General features: G+C 71.3%; 13 protein-coding genes. 1 reads left to right on the top strand and 12 read right to left on the bottom strand.

What is annotated here, in order from left to right; genetic code table 11:
• The first annotated feature begins 164 nt into the window (after positions 1–164).
• Positions 165–707, top strand: a complete 543-nt coding sequence (locus OG912_RS30305; protein ID WP_327712076.1) for a hypothetical protein — start codon at positions 165–167, stop codon at positions 705–707.
• Between the two features lie 471 nt (positions 708–1,178).
• On the opposite strand, the gene OG912_RS30300 is transcribed toward OG912_RS30305, so the two are convergent.
• From OG912_RS30300 to OG912_RS30245, 12 genes are all read right to left on the bottom strand, one after another.
• Positions 1,179–3,338, bottom strand: coding sequence for a primosomal protein N' (locus OG912_RS30300; RefSeq protein WP_327712075.1), 2,160 nt, complete (start codon positions 3,336–3,338; stop codon positions 1,179–1,181).
• 216 nt (positions 3,339–3,554) lie between these two features.
• Positions 3,555–4,763 (bottom strand): methionine adenosyltransferase, encoded by a 1,209-nt coding sequence (gene metK / locus OG912_RS30295; RefSeq protein WP_326735089.1) that lies wholly within the window; start codon positions 4,761–4,763, stop codon positions 3,555–3,557.
• 240 nt (positions 4,764–5,003) lie between these two features.
• Positions 5,004–6,206 (bottom strand): bifunctional phosphopantothenoylcysteine decarboxylase/phosphopantothenate--cysteine ligase CoaBC, encoded by a 1,203-nt coding sequence (gene coaBC, locus OG912_RS30290; protein ID WP_327712073.1) that lies wholly within the window; start codon positions 6,204–6,206, stop codon positions 5,004–5,006.
• Between the two features lie 146 nt (positions 6,207–6,352).
• Positions 6,353–6,625: a DNA-directed RNA polymerase subunit omega gene (gene rpoZ, locus OG912_RS30285; protein WP_003970369.1), complete on the bottom strand. Its 273-nt coding sequence runs from the start codon at positions 6,623–6,625 to the stop codon at positions 6,353–6,355.
• Positions 6,626–6,717: 92 nt separating this feature from the next.
• Complete coding sequence (gene gmk, locus OG912_RS30280) at positions 6,718–7,335, bottom strand: guanylate kinase (protein WP_326735091.1); 618 nt, start codon at positions 7,333–7,335, stop codon at positions 6,718–6,720.
• Between the two features lie 38 nt (positions 7,336–7,373).
• The gene (locus tag OG912_RS30275) at positions 7,374–7,697 is read right to left on the bottom strand and encodes an integration host factor (protein ID WP_018524251.1); all 324 of its coding nucleotides are present in this window, start codon (positions 7,695–7,697) and stop codon (positions 7,374–7,376) included.
• Positions 7,698–7,942: 245 nt separating this feature from the next.
• Positions 7,943–8,782, bottom strand: coding sequence for an orotidine-5'-phosphate decarboxylase (pyrF, locus tag OG912_RS30270; protein WP_326735092.1), 840 nt, complete (start codon positions 8,780–8,782; stop codon positions 7,943–7,945).
• A complete protein-coding gene (locus OG912_RS30265; RefSeq protein WP_327712072.1) occupies positions 8,779–9,888 on the bottom strand; it encodes a quinone-dependent dihydroorotate dehydrogenase in 1,110 nt (369 codons plus the stop codon). The genes pyrF and OG912_RS30265 overlap by 4 nt, the downstream gene beginning before the upstream one ends.
• A 101-nt stretch (positions 9,889–9,989) precedes the next feature.
• The gene (carB, locus tag OG912_RS30260) at positions 9,990–13,298 is read right to left on the bottom strand and encodes a carbamoyl-phosphate synthase large subunit (RefSeq protein ID WP_327712071.1); all 3,309 of its coding nucleotides are present in this window, start codon (positions 13,296–13,298) and stop codon (positions 9,990–9,992) included.
• Complete coding sequence (carA, locus tag OG912_RS30255) at positions 13,291–14,433, bottom strand: glutamine-hydrolyzing carbamoyl-phosphate synthase small subunit (RefSeq protein WP_327712070.1); 1,143 nt, start codon at positions 14,431–14,433, stop codon at positions 13,291–13,293. The genes carB and carA overlap by 8 nt, the downstream gene beginning before the upstream one ends.
• On the bottom strand, positions 14,430–15,017 hold the full coding sequence (locus OG912_RS30250; RefSeq protein WP_326735096.1) for a PH-like domain-containing protein: 588 nt from the start codon (positions 15,015–15,017) through the stop codon (positions 14,430–14,432). Before OG912_RS30250 ends, carA begins: the two co-directional genes overlap by 4 nt.
• The gene (locus tag OG912_RS30245) at positions 15,014–16,300 is read right to left on the bottom strand and encodes a dihydroorotase (RefSeq protein WP_326735097.1); all 1,287 of its coding nucleotides are present in this window, start codon (positions 16,298–16,300) and stop codon (positions 15,014–15,016) included. Before OG912_RS30245 ends, OG912_RS30250 begins: the two co-directional genes overlap by 4 nt.
• Positions 16,301–16,302 lie beyond the last annotated feature (2 nt).

Below are 16,302 nucleotides of genomic sequence, written 5' to 3'. Positions count from 1 at the left end.
GGCGCCGGGGGGCGTACGCACGGTTGCGCGCCCCTTTCATATGCGTATACGCCCCCGGAGCGTGACCAGATCCCCCGGTGAGGCGTTGGTCAAGAGAGATTGACCGAAGCGAGCCGCCCTGGTGCGGCCCGATCCCTTTCAACGCCGGTTCGAGAGGCTTCTTCATGGCCGACCACGCAACCCACGACGCCCAAGCGCGGGCCAGCCTGCATCTTCTGGTGCGGGACATCGAGCGGGTCCGGCGGCAGGTGGACGCGCTGCGCACACTCACCGCCCAGCTGGGCAACGTCTACCGCCCGCGCCGCTCCGGCCCCTCCGCGGGCTTCGTCGTCTACGGCAGGGCCCCGGCCCCCACCGTCAGGCTGGCCCAGGAACTGCGGGACAGCGTCGAGACCCTGGTCACGGCGGCAGTGGACTTCGACCGCTCGCTGGGCTTCTCCTGGGACGCGGTGGGCTCCGCGCTCGGAGTGACCAAGCAGGCGGTCCACCGCCGCTACGGCGCACGGCGCGCCGCTCCCCAGCCGGTGCCGGCCGAGGGTGCGGCCGAGGGCGTGCCGCGCCCGATGCCGGCGGTTCCCGGGTCCCCCGCGGCCGCGCTGCCCACCGTCCCGGCCGCGCGCTCGATGCCGCCGCAGCCGTCCACGGACCGCCCGCCACTGCGCGAGGAGCTGCGCCCGGGCGCCTTCCCGGGACCGCGCAACGGCTGACCCCCCTGGGGTGCGGGGTTCCGTCCTCAATCGCCGGACGGGCTTGTGTGCGGGTCCCCCGCGGGTTCGCCCTTGCCCGGTGGGTGGGGGTGAGGGCCCTCCGGGGAGACTCCTCAAAAATGGCGTGTGCACCCGGCAACGCTGCGGACCCGGGTCGTACGCCATTTTCTGCGGGGACTCCCCTGCACGCCCCCACCCTGCATCGCGTGCGTCTGAACACCGGCGATACTGCTGCCGCAGACGCGCGACGGCCGGGTCCGGGGCCGTGCAGGGGAGTCCCCGCAGGACGACGAACAGATACCCGGGTCCATCACGTACCCGCGGAACGTTCGTCGTCCGAGGAGACGCCCCGGAGGGGCCCCGGACCCCCACCCACCGGGCAACAGCGCCCGCGGGGCACCCGCACCCAAGCCCGTCCGGCGATTGAGGACGGAACCCCCAGCCCAGGGGCCCCGGCCCCCACGCGCCGGGTCACCCGATGTCCGGCGGGTCCACCCGGATCCGCACCGCACCGCCGGCGCCGCCGCCCCCGCCGCCACGGGACATGCGTGCCGCCTGGGCCCCCTTCAGCGCGGCCGCCAGCGCCGCCCCGCTGCCCGGTGGCACCCTGATCAGGGCCCGCTCCCAGGCCTCGCCCACGGGTGCGTCAGAGGGTCTGCGGGGCCGTCCGGGCTCACCGACCGGGACCGGCACCGGACCGAGCACCTGGGCGTCCGCCGGCAGTTCCGCGGCGGCCAGGAACCCGGCGAGGGCCTCCGGCGTCCCCGTCACCGACGCCATCCGGGACACCGGCGGAAAGCCCAGCTCGGCCCGTTCCGCGAGTTCACGCCGGGCGTGGCCGACCGGGTCCCAGCGCACCAGGGCCTGCACGGGCCGCAGCGTCGGCTCGGCGACGATCACCACCGTGCCGCCCTCCGGCTGCCCCCGCACCAGCGCGGCAGCGGCCGTCCAGCGGCGCAGCGCCTCCTCACCGGCCCGCAGGTCGGGGCGGCCGACCATCGCCCAGCCGTCCAGCAGCAATGCCGCCGCGTACCCGCCCTCGGCGACCGGCTCGGCGCCCGGGGTGCTGACCACCAGCGCGGGCTGGTCGGGCACCGAGTCCAGGATGTGGTCGCGGCCGGAGGTGCGTACCGGCACGGCGGGAAAGGCGCGGCCGAGCTCTTCCGCGGTCCGGCGGGCGCCGACGATCTGTGCGCGCAGCCGGCGGGAGCCACAGGCGACGCACGTCCAGGACGTCTCGGCCTTCCCGCACCAGGCACAGTTCAGATCCTGCTGGTCGGGCGCCTCCAGAGGCCCGGCGCAGTGCCGGCACCGCGCGGGCTCGCGGCAGCGCTCGCAGGCCAGCCGGGGGGCGTAGCCACGGCGCGGCACCTGCACCAGCACCGGACCGGTGCGCAGCCCGTCGCGCACGGTCTGCCAGGCCAGGCTCGGCAGCCGGGCCGCGCGGGCGGCGCCGTCCCGCGCGAGCTCGCCGTCACCGACGGTGCGGACCAGGGGTGCAGCGATCCGCAGCTGCTCCCGGTCCGCGCGCAGCGGCAGCGCCCAGCCGCTCTCGACCAGCTGCGCGGCCTCCACGGTGCAGCTCGTCCCGCCGAGCAGGAAGGCGCACCGGCCGTGCACGGCCCGCAGCTCCAGGACCTCACGGACGTGCGGGAAGGGGGCGTTGTCATCGCTGTGGCTGGAGTCCCCGTCGTCCCAGACCGCGACCAGGCCGAGGTCGGCGACGGGGGCGAACATCGCGGCCCGGGTCCCGACGACCGCCCGCACGGATCCGCGGCTCACGGCGAGCCACTCCCGGTAGCGCTTCTCGGGCCCCGAACCGGCCGTCAGCGTCGCGTGGCGGCCCTCGCCGAGCAGTCCGGTCAGGGCGGCGTCGACGCGCCCCGCGGTCCGCCCGTCGGGGACGACGACCAGCGCGCCGCGTCCCGACGCGAGGGTCGCGGCGACGGCGACGGCGATCTCCTGCGGCCAGTGCGGACCCGGCAGCGCGGTCCACACCGCGCGGGGCGCTCCCCCGTCGGCCAGCGCGGACAGGAAGGCGGGGCCCTGCGCGTACCGCTGCCAGGTGCCGGGCGACGGCGGCGAGGGCGGGGGCAGCGGCTCGGGCGACGGCTTGCCCTCGGCACGGGCGTTCCGCGGCGGCACCGCGAGCTGAAGGACGTCGGCGAGGCTGCCCGCATACCGGTCGGCGACGGACCGGGCGAGTGAGAGCAGCCCCGGGCCGAGGACGGGTTCGGGTGAGACGACGGAGGCGAGCGCGGCCAGCGCCCCGTTGTAGTCGGACTCGGCCAGCCGCTCGACCAGGAATCCGTCGATGAGCCCGCCGCCCTCGCGCCGTCCGCCCCGGACGTTGCGTCCCCCGGCCCCGAATCGCACCCGCACCCGCACACCGGGCTGTGCCTCTGCGTCGAGTTCCTCGGGCACGGCGTAGTCGAAGTACTGGTCGAGGTGGAGCACGCCCTTGTTGACCAGCACGCGGGCGACGGGGAGCTCCTTGGCGAGCGCGGCCCCGCGCCAGGTACGCGGTTTGGCACGCGGCACCTTGGCCCGGCGCACGGTCTCCCGGATCAGCGCAAGCTGCTCCGGCTCCCCGGCACCGGGCTCGTCGGACCGCCTGTCGTCGCTGCTCACAGCCAAATTCCTACCAGATGTCACTGACAGCCGAGGCCGTCGATCACCCGGGCCTGCGAGAACAGGCCTGGGCGAACGGGTCTCCGCGAACAGGCCTCCGCGGACCGGCCGTCCCGGGCGGCCCTGACCGGACACGGACGCACCGGAGCCCGGACACCGTGACGGCATCCGGGCTCCGGCGTACGTACGACGCCCCTGGAGGGGCGGCCGGCAGGCCTACAGGCCTGCGGCCTTGCGCAGCGCGTCCACGCGGTCGGTGCGCTCCCACGTGAAGTCGGGGAGCTCACGGCCGAAGTGGCCGTAGGCAGCGGTCTGGGCGTAGATCGGACGCAGCAGGTCGAGGTCGCGGATGATCGCGGCCGGGCGGAGGTCGAAGACCTCGCCGATGGCGTGCTCGATCTTCTCGGTCTCGATCGAGGCGGTGCCGAAGGTCTCGACGAAGAGACCGACCGGCTCGGCCTTGCCGATCGCGTACGCGACCTGCACCTCGCACCGGGCGGCGAGGCCCGCCGCGACGACGTTCTTGGCGACCCAGCGCATCGCGTACGCGGCCGAGCGGTCCACCTTCGACGGGTCCTTGCCCGAGAAGGCACCGCCGCCGTGACGGGCCATGCCGCCGTAGGTGTCGATGATGATCTTGCGACCGGTCAGGCCGGCGTCGCCCATCGGGCCGCCGATCTCGAAACGACCGGTCGGGTTGACCAGCAGGCGGTAGCCGTCGGTGTCGAGCTTGATGCCGTCCTCGATGAGCTGGTTCAGGACGTGCTCGACGACGAACTCGCGGATGTCGGGAGCGAGCAGTGAGTCGAGGTCGATGTCGCTCGCGTGCTGCGAGGAGACGACGACCGTGTCGAGACGGACGGCCTTGTCGCCGTCGTACTCGATGGTGACCTGGGTCTTGCCGTCGGGGCGCAGGTACGGGATGGTCCCGTTCTTGCGGACCTCGGACAGCCGGCGCGAGAGCCGGTGGGCGAGGTGGATGGGCAGCGGCATCAGCTCGGGCGTCTCGTCGCAGGCATACCCGAACATCAGGCCCTGGTCGCCGGCGCCCTGCTTGTCGAGCTCGTCCTCGTCGCCTTCGACCCGCTTCTCGTACGCGGTGTCGACGCCCTGTGCGATATCGGCCGACTGCGCGCCGATGGACACCGACACGCCGCAGGAGGCGCCGTCGAAGCCCTTCTTCGAGGAGTCGTAGCCGATCTCAAGGATCCGGTTGCGGACCAGTGTCGGGATGTCGGCGTAGGCCTTGGTCGTGACCTCACCCGCAACATGCACCAGACCGGTGGTGATCAAGGTCTCGACGGCGACGCGCGACGTCGGGTCCTCGCGCAGGAGTGCATCGAGAATGGTGTCGCTGATCTGGTCAGCGATCTTGTCGGGGTGACCCTCGGTGACGGACTCCGAGGTGAAGAGACGGCGGGACACATCGCTCCCTGGGGTTGCAGCGGCTGCTGGCTGATCATTTGGCGGACGGCCCGGGAGCTGCGCCCGGTACGAACCTCGACCAGTTTATCGGTCGGCTCCGGCTGCCGGACAACGTGTCTCGCCCTTTGGGAGATCTGTGACATGCGGCACCGGCGCTCTGAAGTGCCCGGAAGGCCGCCCCGGCGCCGTTCACGCCCGTGTTGCGGGGGGTCGGGCCCGCGGGGCGACGACACGAGAAATTCACCCAAGACGCGACGACACGAGGTCCCAGACCGTGTCGGCAAGCGCTTCCTTGGGCCCGTAGGGCACCGGGGTCTCGCCGCCGTCCGCCGCGAGTACCACCGCCTCGTTCTCCTCCGAGCCGAAGGTCTTGCGCTCCCCCACCTCGTTGACCACCAGCAGATCGCAGCCCTTGCGGCGCAGCTTCTCCCTGCCGTTGGCGAGGACGTCGTCGGTCTCGGCGGCGAATCCGACGACGACCTGCTCCGGCGTGGCGCGCTCGGCGGACACCTCGGCGAGGATGTCGGGATTGCGTACGAGGGCGATGGGGGCGGGCTCCTGGCCGTCCTTCTTCTTGATCTTCCCCTGGGCGTACTCGGTGGGGCGGAAGTCGGCGACCGCCGCCGCCATCACCACGACGTCGGCGTCCGCCGCCGCCTTCAGCACGGCCTCGCGCAGCTGCACCGCGGTGCCGACGCGGACGATGTCGGCGCCGGACGGATCGGGCAGTCCGGTGTTGGCCTCGACGAGCGTGACCCGGGCGCCGCGGGCGACGGCGGTGCGGGCGAGCGCGTACCCCTGCTTGCCGGAGGAGCGGTTGCCGAGGTAGCGGACCGGGTCGAGCGGCTCACGGGTGCCGCCCGCACTGATCACCACGTGCCGGCCGACGAGGTCGGGGGCGGCGATGCCGCGGGCCAGGACGCGGCGGCAGACCTCGAAGATCTCCCCCGGATCCGGCAGCCGGCCCTTGCCGGTGTCGACGCCGGTGAGACGCCCGACGGCGGGCTCGATGACGACGGCGCCCCGGCGGCGCAGGGTGGCGACGTTCTCCTGGGTGGCGGGGTGCTCCCACATCTCGGTGTGCATCGCGGGTGCGAAGACGACCGGACAGCGGGCCGTGAGCAGGGTGTTGGTGAGCAGGTCGTCGGCCAGGCCGTGGGCCGCCTTGGCGAGCATGTCGGCGGTGGCGGGGGCGACGACGACGAGGTCGGCGTGCTGTCCGATCCGCACGTGCGGGACCTCGTGGACGTCGTTCCACACCTCGGTGGAGACCGGATGGCCGGACAGCGCCGACCAGGTGGCGGCGCCCACAAAGTGGAGCGATGCCTCGGTCGGGACGACCCGGACGTCGTGGCCGGACTCGGTCAGCCGGCGCAGCAGCTCGCACGCCTTGTACGCGGCGATGCCGCCGCTGACCCCCAGAACGACCTTCGGCTTGTCCACTGCGTCTCCCCGCACTCGGATACGTACGCGCTCCGTACATCCCCCATGCTGCCTCACCGCCGCGGGCTCGGGTCCGTCGCCCCGGGACACACCACAGGCCCGGCGGTCGTGACCGCCGGGCCTGTGGTGAAGGTGCGTTTTCCTGCTTACTGCGCGGGGCCCTCGATGGCCTCGGAGGTGAGCAGGCCCGCGTTGATCTCGCGGAGCGCGATCGAGAGCGGCTTCTCGTGGACGTGGGTGTCGACGAGCGGACCGACGTACTCGAGGAGTCCCTCACCGAGCTGCGAGTAGTACGCGTTGATCTGGCGCGCGCGCTTGGCGGCGTAGATCACGAGGCTGTACTTCGAGTCGGTTGCTTCGAGGAGCTCATCAATCGGCGGGTTGATGATGCCCTCGGGCGTGGTGATGGAAGAGGACACTCTCTGCCTTCCGAAGGGGGTGAAGATCAAAGAAATCTTTGACGATCAGGGGCTTTGTGGCCGGTGCCCCCGCGTCGGTGCGTTCATTGTGCTCATTCGCCGCCGGCACGGTGGCCGGAAGCCTCCAGCATCAATTCTAGCAGCTCACGTGCGACGTCCTCGACGGAGGTGTTGACGAGCGTCGTATCGAACTCGGATTCGGCGGCCAGTTCGACCTTCGCGGCGCCGAGACGGCGCTCGATCACCTCGGGCGCCTCGGTGCCGCGGCCGGTGAGCCGGCGCACCAGCTCGTCCCAGCTCGGCGGGGCGAGAAAGACCAGTTGGGCGTCGGCCATGGACTGACGGACGAGCCGGGCGCCCTGGAGGTCGATCTCCAGCAGCACCGGCTCACCGGCCTCCAGCCGCTCCTGCACGGCACGCCGGGGCGTGCCGTAGCGGTTGCCGGCGAACTCGGCCCACTCCAGCAGTTCACCGTTGGCGATCAGCTTGTCGAACTCCTCGTTGTCCACGAAGAAGTAGTGGACACCGTTGCGTTCGCCGGGGCGGGGCTTGCGGGTCGTCGCCGAAACCGAGAGCCATACCTCGGGGTGAACCTTGCGCATATGCGCGACGACCGTGCTCTTGCCGACCCCCGAGGGGCCGGAGAGCACGGTCAGCCGCGGACGTACGTCCGGGGGTACGGGGGACGTCCCCCGGGATGTTGCAACCATGGGGCGATTATCCAGGTTCTCAGGAGTGCCTGAGAACCTCAGGCGGCGCTGCCGCCGAACTCACGCTCCAGGGATGCGATCTGGTTGGAGCCGAGACCCCGGACCCGGCGGCTCTCGGAGATGCCGAGCCGCTCCATGATCTGCTTGGCGCGGACCTTGCCCACGCCGGGCAGGGACTCCAGCAGGGCGGAGACCTTCATCTTGCCGATGACGTCGTTCTCCTGGCCCGACTTGATGACCTCATGGAGGGAGGCGCCGGAGTGCTTGAGTCGATTCTTGACCTCGGCCCGCTCCCGGCGAGCCGCGGCGGCCTTTTCGAGCGCGGCTGCGCGCTGTTCAGGGGTAAGGGGCGGAAGAGCCACGCCTACGTCACCTCGGATGTCGATCTGTCGGATACGGACCGGTGAGGCAGCGGGATCGCCCCTCACCTGGTGAGCCGCGAACAACCTGTGCTCGTTGGCTCTCGACGGAGACTAGCGGCCAAGGCCGCCGGAGTCAGCGAGAACGGACTAAAAGTCCTGGTCAGCCTTAGCCGACCAGGACATTCCCGGCATAACACCTGAGTTTTTTGGTCAGGATTCCGTCAACAGCCTGTTACGTGGCAGTGTCAGCGGTCCGAGACGGCCGCGCGGACCTCGTCCGCGAACCGTTCGGCGGCTTCGCGCAGCCCTGACGCGTCCGGACCGTGGCGCAGCACGCCCCGGCTGACGCTGGGCACCACGTTGCCGACCGCGTCGCCGAAGACGCCCGGCAGATCCGCCGGTGTGGCGCCCTGGGCGCCGATGCCGGGCGCGAGCAGCGGGCCGTTGATCGCGAGGTTCGCACCCGCGTCGCCGAGCGTCGCCCCGACCACCGCGCCCACCGAGCCGAGCGGGGTGACCCCCTCGTTCTCGGCGGCCATGTGGTCGAGCATCACCTGGGCCAGGGAGCGGCCGTCGGCCGCGGTGGCCCGCTGCACCTCGGCGCCCTCCGGGTTGGAGGTGAGAGCCAGCACGAAGACGCCGGAGCCGGAGACCGCCGCGGCGTCGAGCGCGGGCCGCAGCGAGCCGAAGCCGAGGTACGGCGAGACCGTGACCGCGTCCGAGAACAGCGGCGAGTCCTTGTCCAGGTAGGTCGCGGCATAGGCGCCCATGGTGGAGCCGATGTCGCCGCGCTTGGCGTCCATCAGGACCAGCGCACCGGCCGCCCTGGCCTCCTCGACGGCCTTCTCCAGTACGGCGACGCCGCGCGAGCCGAACCTCTCGAAGAACGCGGACTGCGGCTTGAGCACGGCGACCCGGTCGGCCAGTGCCTCGACGACCGTACGGGTGAAGCGCTCCAGGCCCGCGACGTCGTCGCCGAGCCCCCAGGAGCTCAGCAGGGACGCGTGCGGGTCGATGCCCACACAGAGCGGTCCACGGGTGTCCATGGCGTGACGCAGACGTGCGCCGAAGGGCTCCTGGGTCATTTCACGGCCTTCCTGGTTTCCGCGCCGACGGCGTCGGCGAGGGTCGCGTACGGGGAGGCGGCCAGGCGCGCGGCCAGGCCCTTGTGGATCGCGCGGGCGTAGAACGGGCCCTCGTAGATGAAGGCGCTGTAGCCCTGGACGAGCGTGGCGCCGGCAAGGATGCGCTGCCAGGCGTCCTCGGCGTTCTCGATGCCTCCGACGCCCACCAGGGTGATCCTGGTCCCCACGCGCGCGTACAGGCGGCCCAGGACCTCCAGGGAGCGCTCCTTGAGGGGCGCGCCGGACAGTCCGCCGGTCTCCTTGACCAGGGAGGCCGGGGACTTCAGTCCCAGGCCCTCGCGGGCGATGGTGGTGTTGGTGGCGATGATGCCGTCCAGGCCCAGCTCGACGGCGAGGTCGGCGACGGCGTCGATGTCCTCGTCCGCGAGGTCGGGGGCGATCTTGACGAGCAGCGGGACCCGGCGGGCGGTGACGGTCCGGTCGGCGGCCTCGCGCACGGCGGTCAGCAGCGGGCGCAGCGACTCGGTGGCCTGGAGGTTGCGCAGTCCGGGGGTGTTGGGCGAGGAGACGTTGACGACGAGGTAGTCGGCGTGCGCGGCGAGGCGCTCGGTGGACTTCACGTAGTCGGCGGCGGCGTCGGCCTCGGGGACGGCCTTCGTCTTGCCGATGTTGACGCCGACGGTGGTCCGGATGACCGGCACCCGTGCCGCCAGGCGCTCGGCCACGGCGGCCGAACCCTCGTTGTTGAAGCCCATGCGGTTGATCAGCGCGCGGTCCGCCACGAGGCGGAACAGGCGCTTCTTCGGGTTGCCCGGCTGCGGTTCACCGGTGACCGTGCCGATCTCGACGTGGTCGAAGCCGAGCATGGCCATGCCGTCGATCGCGATCGCGTTCTTGTCGAAGCCCGCGGCGAGGCCGAAGGGGCCGTGCATCCGAAGGCCGAGGGCCTCGGTGCGCAGCTCCTTGTAGCGGGGGGCGAGCGCGGCGGCGACGAAGGTGCGCAGGACGGGGGTACGGGCGGCGAGGCGGATCCAGCGGAAGGCCAGGTAGTGGGCCTGCTCGGGGTCCATCCGCTTGAAGACGAGCTGGAAGAAGAGCTTGTACATCGGGGTGTGTCCTCGGTGGTGTCTCGGCGCGTCGGTGATCTCACGAACTGCTGTTCTCGCGAAGAGGGGGACACCGTTTCCGGTGTCCCCCTCCTGGGCTGCTATTCGCGCGCTGCCGTCAGATGCTCCGCGTGTTCCTGGAGGGAACGTACGCCGACGTCTCCGTGGTTGAGGGCGTCGATGCCCTGGACGGCCGCGGCGAGCGCCTGGACCGTGGTGAGGCACGGGACGGACCGGGCGACGGCCGCGGTGCGGATCTCGTAGCCGTCGAGCCGGCCGCCGGTTCCGTACGGCGTGTTGACGATGAGGTCGACCTCGCCGTCGTGGATGAGCTGGACGATCGTCTTCTCGCCGTTCGGGCCTTCGCCCTCGGACTGCTTGCGCACGATGGTGGCGTTGATGCCGTTGCGCTTGAGCACCTCGGCGGTACCGGACGTGGCCATCAGCTCGAAGCCGTGGGCGACCAGCTCGCGGGCGGGGAAGATCATCGAGCGCTTGTCGCGGTTGGCGACCGAGATGAAGGCGCGGCCCTTGGTGGGCAGCGGGCCGTACGCACCGGCCTGCGACTTGGCGTACGCCGTGCCGAAGACCGAGTCGATGCCCATGACCTCACCGGTGGAGCGCATCTCCGGGCCCAGCACCGTGTCGACGCCGCGGCCGTGGATGTCGCGGAAGCGCGACCACGGCATGACGGCCTCCTTGACGGAGATCGGCGCGTCCAGCGGCAGGGTGCCGCCGTCGCCGTGCCTGGGCAGCAGGCCCTCCTCGCGCAGCTCCGCTACGGTCGCGCCCAGGGAGATGCGGGCGGCGGCCTTCGCGAGCGGCACCGCGGTCGCCTTCGAGGTGAAGGGGACGGTGCGGGAAGCGCGCGGGTTGGCTTCGAGGACGTAGAGGATGTCGCCGGAGAGCGCGAACTGGATGTTGATCAGTCCGCGTACGCCGACGCCCTTGGCGATGCCCTCGGTGGAGGCGCGCAGCCGCTTGATGTCGTAGCCGCCGAGCGTGATCGGGGGCAGCGCGCAGGCGGAGTCCCCGGAGTGGATACCGGCTTCCTCGATGTGTTCCATGACGCCGCCGAGGTAGAGCTCGGTGCCGTCGTAGAGCGCGTCGACGTCGATCTCGATCGCGTCGTCGAGGAAGCGGTCGACCAGGACCGGCCGGGTGGGGCTGATCTCGGTGGACTCGGCGATGTACGAGGAGAGCCGGGTCTCGTCGTACACGATCTCCATGCCGCGGCCGCCGAGCACGTACGAGGGGCGTACGAGGACGGGGTAGCCGATCTCGTCGGCGATGGCCTTGGCCTCGGCGAAGGTGGTGGCGGTGCCGTGCTTCGGGGCCGGGAGACCGGCCTCGGCGAGCACGCGGCCGAAGGCGCCGCGGTCCTCGGCGGCGTGGATCGCCTCCGGGGAGGTGCCGACGACGGGCACGCCGTTGTCCTTGAGTGCCTGGGCCAGGCCGAGCGGGGTCTGGCCGCCGAGCTGGACGATGACACCCGCGATCGGGCCCGCGAGGGACTCGGCGTGCACGATCTCCAGCACGTCCTCGAGCGTCAGCGGCTCGAAGTACAGGCGGTCGGAGGTGTCGTAGTCGGTGGAGACCGTCTCCGGGTTGCAGTTGACCATCACGGTCTCGTAGCCCGCGTCGCTCAGCGCGAAGGAGGCGTGGACGCAGGAGTAGTCGAACTCGATGCCCTGGCCGATGCGGTTGGGGCCGGAGCCGAGGATGATCACCGCGGGCTTGGTGCGGGGCGCGACCTCGCTCTCCTCGTCGTAGGAGGAGTAGAAGTACGGCGTGTTGGCGGCGAACTCGGCGGCGCAGGTGTCGACCGTCTTGTAGACCGGGCGGATGCCGAGCGCGTGCCGCACCTCGCGGACGACGTCCTCGCGCAGGCCGCGGATCTCGGCGATCTGGACGTCGGAGAAGCCGTGCCGCTTGGCGTCGGCCAGCAGTTCGGGGACGAGCTTTTCGGCGGCGGCCAGCTCGTCGGCGATCTCCTTGATGAGGAAGAGCTGGTCGACGAACCAGGGGTCGATCTTCGTGGCGTCGAAGACCTCTTCCTGGGTGGCGCCGGCCCGGATCGCCTGCATGACGGTGTTGATCCGGCCGTCGGTCGGGCGGACCGCCTCGGCCAGCAGCTCCGCCTTGTCGCCGGGCTCGCCGGTGAAGGCGAACTGCGAGCCCTTCTTCTCCAGGGAGCGCAGCGCCTTCTGCAGCGCCTCGGTGAAGTTCCGGCCGATCGCCATGGCCTCGCCCACCGACTTCATGGTGGTGGTGAGGGTGGAGTCGGCGGACGGGAACTTCTCGAAGGCGAAGCGCGGGGCCTTGACCACGACGTAGTCGAGGGTCGGCTCGAAGGAGGCCGGCGTCTTCTCGGTGATGTCGTTGGGGATCTCGTCGAGCGTGTAGCCGACGGCCAGCTTGGCGGCGATCTTGGCGATCGGGAAGCCGGTGGCCTTGGAGGCGAGCGCCGAGGAGCGGGAGACGCGCGGGTTCATCTCGATCACGATGACGCGGCCGTCGACCGGGTCGATGGCGAACTGGATGTTGCAGCCGCCGGTGTCGACGCCGACCTCGCGGATGATCGCGATGCCGATGTCGCGCAGCCGCTGGTACTCGCGGTCGGTGAGCGTCATCGACGGGGCGACGGTGATCGAGTCACCGGTGTGGACGCCCATCGGGTCGAAGTTCTCGATGGAGCAGACGACCACGACGTTGTCGTTCTTGTCGCGCATCAGCTCCAGCTCGTACTCCTTCCAGCCGAGGATGGACTCCTCCAGGAGCACCTCGGTGGTCGGGGAGAGCGTGAGCCCCTGTCCGGCGATGCGGCGCAGCTCGTCCTCGTCGTGGGCGAAGCCGGAGCCGGCGCCGCCCATCGTGAAGGAGGGGCGGACGACGACGGGGTAGCCGCCGAGGGTGTCGACGCCCTTCATGATGTCGTCCATCGAGTGACAGATGACGGAGCGGGCGGACTCGCCGTAGCCGATCTTGGCCTTGACGGCTTCGACGACGCCCTTGAAGAGCTCGCGGTCCTCGCCCTTGTTGATGGCCTCGACGTTGGCGCCGATGAGCTCGACGCCGTACTTCTCCAGGACACCGTTCTCGTGCATGGAGATCGCGGTGTTGAGCGCGGTCTGGCCGCCCAGGGTCGGGAGCAGCGCGTCGGGGCGCTCCTTGGCGATGATCTTCTCGACGAACTCGGGGGTGATCGGCTCGACGTACGTGGCGTCGGCGATCTCCGGGTCGGTCATGATCGTCGCCGGGTTGGAGTTCACCAGGATGACGCGCAGGCCCTCGGCCTTGAGGACGCGGCAGGCCTGGGTGCCGGAGTAGTCGAACTCGGCGGCCTGGCCGATGACGATCGGACCGGAGCCGATGACCAGGACGGACTGGATATCGGAGCGCTTAGGCACGCTGGCCCTCCATCAGGGATACGAAGCGGTCGAAGAGGTACGCGGCGTCGTGCGGGCCGGCGGCTGCTTCGGGGTGGTACTGGACGCTGAAGGCCGGCCGGTCGAGGAGCTGGAGGCCCTCGACGACCTGGTCGTTCAGGCAGACGTGGGAGACCTCGGCGCGCCCGTAGGCGGTGTCGGAGACCTTGTCGAGCGGGGCGTCGACGGCGAAGCCGTGGTTGTGCGCGGTGACCTCGACCTTGCCGGTCGAGCGGTCCTGCACGGGCTGGTTGATACCGCGGTGGCCGTACTTCAGCTTGTACGTGCCGAAGCCGAGCGCGCGACCCAGGATCTGGTTGCCGAAGCAGATGCCGAAGAGCGGGGTCTTCCGCTCCAGGACGCCCTGCATGACGGAGACCGGGTGGTCGGCGGTGGAGGGGTCGCCGGGGCCGTTGGAGAAGAAGACGCCGTCGGGCTCGACCGCGTACACCTCCTCCAGGGTGGCGGTGGCGGGCAGGACGTGCACCTCGATGCCGCGCTCGGCCATCCGGTGCGGGGTCATGCCCTTGATGCCGAGGTCGATCGCGGCGACGGTGAACTTCTTGGTGCCGATCGCGGGGACGACGTACGTCTCCTTGGTGGCGACCTCGGCGGAGAGGTCGGCGCCGTTCATCTCGGGGGCCTGGCGCACCCGGGCGAGGAGCGTGCCCTCGTCGGCGATCGCGTTGCCGGAGAAGATGCCGACGCGCATCGCGCCGCGCTCGCGCAGGTGGCGGGTGAGGGCGCGGGTGTCGATGCCGCTGATGCCGACGACGCCCTGGCTCACGAGTTCCTCGTCCAGCGAGCGCTGCGAGCGCCAGTTGGAGGGCACCCGGGCGGGGTCGCGCACGACGTAGCCGGCGACCCAGATCTGCTTCGACTCGGGGTCCTCGTCGTTCACACCGGTGTTGCCGACGTGCGGGGCGGTCATCACGACGACCTGGCGGTGGTACGAGGGGTCGGTCAGTGTCTCCTGGTAGCCGGTCATGCCGGTGGAGAACACCGCCTCGCCGAAGGTCTCCCCCACAGCCCCGTAGGCGCGGCCGCGGAAGGCGCGGCCGTCCTCCAGGACGAGTACGGCGGGAGCTTTGGCGGCTCCCCGGGTGGAGATCGTCATCGTGCGGTGCCTTCCGTAGTGCTGGTGAGGTGGTTGACGGCTTCGACCCAGGCGGGGTGTTCGGCCGAGTGGTCGGAGCGGAATCCGGAGTCGATCAGCTGGTCGCCGAGCGCCCAGGTGATGACCAGGAGTCCGCCCTCGGGCAGGACCTTGCCCGCGAGGGCCTTGTCGGTCCGGGCCTCGCGCAGGTCGGCGGCGGGGACGAAGAAGTCCGTCGCGCCGGGCCGTACGACGTCGAGGCCCTGCTCGGTGAGGGTGAGCTCGACGCGGCTGCGGGTACCGAGGCCGTGGGCGACGATGCGGTCGAGCCACTGCCCGGCCGTCGTCGAGGCGTGGTAGCGCCCGGTCAGGGTGAGCAGTTTCTCGCCGTCCGCGAAGCCGTCCGGCGTGGTCGCGAGGTCGGAGAGACCGGACTGGAGGCTGCCGCGCCACTTCCATCCCTGGCGCATGAGCCAGTAGACGAAGGCGATGAGGACGATCAGTCCGATCACCCAGCTGATGCGGGCGGACCAGTCGGTGACCTCCGCCGACTTCTGCTCGGCGGCCAGTCGGTACAGCTGGTGGGTGGGGGTGAGTGTTGTCACGCGAGTTTCCCGTCGACGACCGTGGCACGGCCCCGCAGGAAGGTGTGGGTCACTCGGCCCGGCAGCTCGCGGCCCTCGTAGGGGGTGTTGCGGCTGCGGGAGGCGAAGCCCGCGGGGTCCACGACTCCACGGTATGCCGGATCGACCAGGGTGAGGTTGGCGGGCTCGCCCTCCGAGACGGGCCGGCCGTGTCCGTCGAGACGGCCGATGGCGGCGGGGCGGAACGACATGCGGTCGGCGACGCCGGCCCAGTCGATCAGACCGGTGTCCACCATCGTCTGCTGGACGACGGAGAGCGCGGTCTCCAGGCCCACCATGCCCATGGCGGCCGCGGCCCACTCGCAGTCCTTGTCCTCGTGCGGGTGCGGGGCGTGGTCGGTGGCGACGCAGTCGATGGTGCCGTCGGCCAGCGCCTCGCGCAGGGCCAGGACGTCGGCCTCGGTGCGCAGCGGCGGGTTCACCTTGTAGACCGGGTTGTAGGACCGTACGAGCTCGTCGGTGAGGAGCAGGTGGTGCGGGGTGACCTCGGCGGTGACGTTCCAGCCCTTGGACTTGGCCCAGCGGACGATCTCCACGGAGCCGGCGGTCGACAGGTGGCAGATGTGCACGCGGGAGTCGACGTGGGCGGCGAGCAGGACGTCGCGGGCGATGATCGACTCCTCGGCGACGGCGGGCCAGCCGCCGAGGCCGAGCTCGGCCGAGACGATGCCCTCGTTCATCTGGGCGCCCTCGGTGAGGCGGGGCTCCTGGGCGTGCTGGGCGACGACTCCGTCGAACGCCTTCACGTACTCCAGGGCGCGGCGCATGATCACCGCGTCGTCGACGCACTTGCCGTCGTCGGAGAAGACCTTCACTCCGGCGGCGGAGTCGTGCATGGCGCCGAGTTCGGCGAGCTGCTTGCCCTCCAGGCCGACGGTGACGGCGCCGATGGGCTGCACGTCGCAGTAGCCGGACTCCTTGCCGAGCCGCCAGACCTGCTCGACGACACCGGCGGTGTCGGCGACGGGGAAGGTGTTGGCCATGGCGTGCACGGCGGTGAAGCCGCCGACCGCCGCGGCCTTGGTGCCGGTCAGGACGGTCTCGGAGTCCTCGCGGCCGGGCTCGCGCAGGTGGGTGTGGAGGTCGACCAGGCCGGGCAGCAGGATCTGGCCCGCCGCCTCGATCACGGTGGCGTCGCCGGCGTCGAGCCCGGTGCCGACCGCCGCGATGGTCTCGCCGTCGATGAGGACGTCCTGGGGGTCGCCGCCGAGGACCTTCGCGCCGCGGATAAGGATCTTGCTCATGG

Source organism: Streptomyces sp. NBC_00464, from assembly GCF_036013915.1.
Classification (GTDB): domain Bacteria; phylum Actinomycetota; class Actinomycetes; order Streptomycetales; family Streptomycetaceae; genus Streptomyces.
Note: the sequence above shows the minus strand (reverse complement) of the source record. Positions and strands in the feature narration are given on the sequence as shown.

Coding starts and splice junctions, on each gene's coding strand:
- carA (WP_327712070.1), bottom strand. CDS start 14,433: ATGACGATCTCCACCCGGGGAGCCGCCAAAGCTCCCGCCGTACTCGTC.
- OG912_RS30245 (WP_326735097.1), bottom strand. CDS start 16,300: ATGAGCAAGATCCTTATCCGCGGCGCGAAGGTCCTCGGCGGCGACCCC.
- OG912_RS30265 (WP_327712072.1), bottom strand. CDS start 9,888: ATGTACAAGCTCTTCTTCCAGCTCGTCTTCAAGCGGATGGACCCCGAG.
- pyrF (WP_326735092.1), bottom strand. CDS start 8,782: ATGACCCAGGAGCCCTTCGGCGCACGTCTGCGTCACGCCATGGACACC.
- OG912_RS30305 (WP_327712076.1), top strand. CDS start 165: ATGGCCGACCACGCAACCCACGACGCCCAAGCGCGGGCCAGCCTGCAT.
- gmk (WP_326735091.1), bottom strand. CDS start 7,335: ATGGTTGCAACATCCCGGGGGACGTCCCCCGTACCCCCGGACGTACGT.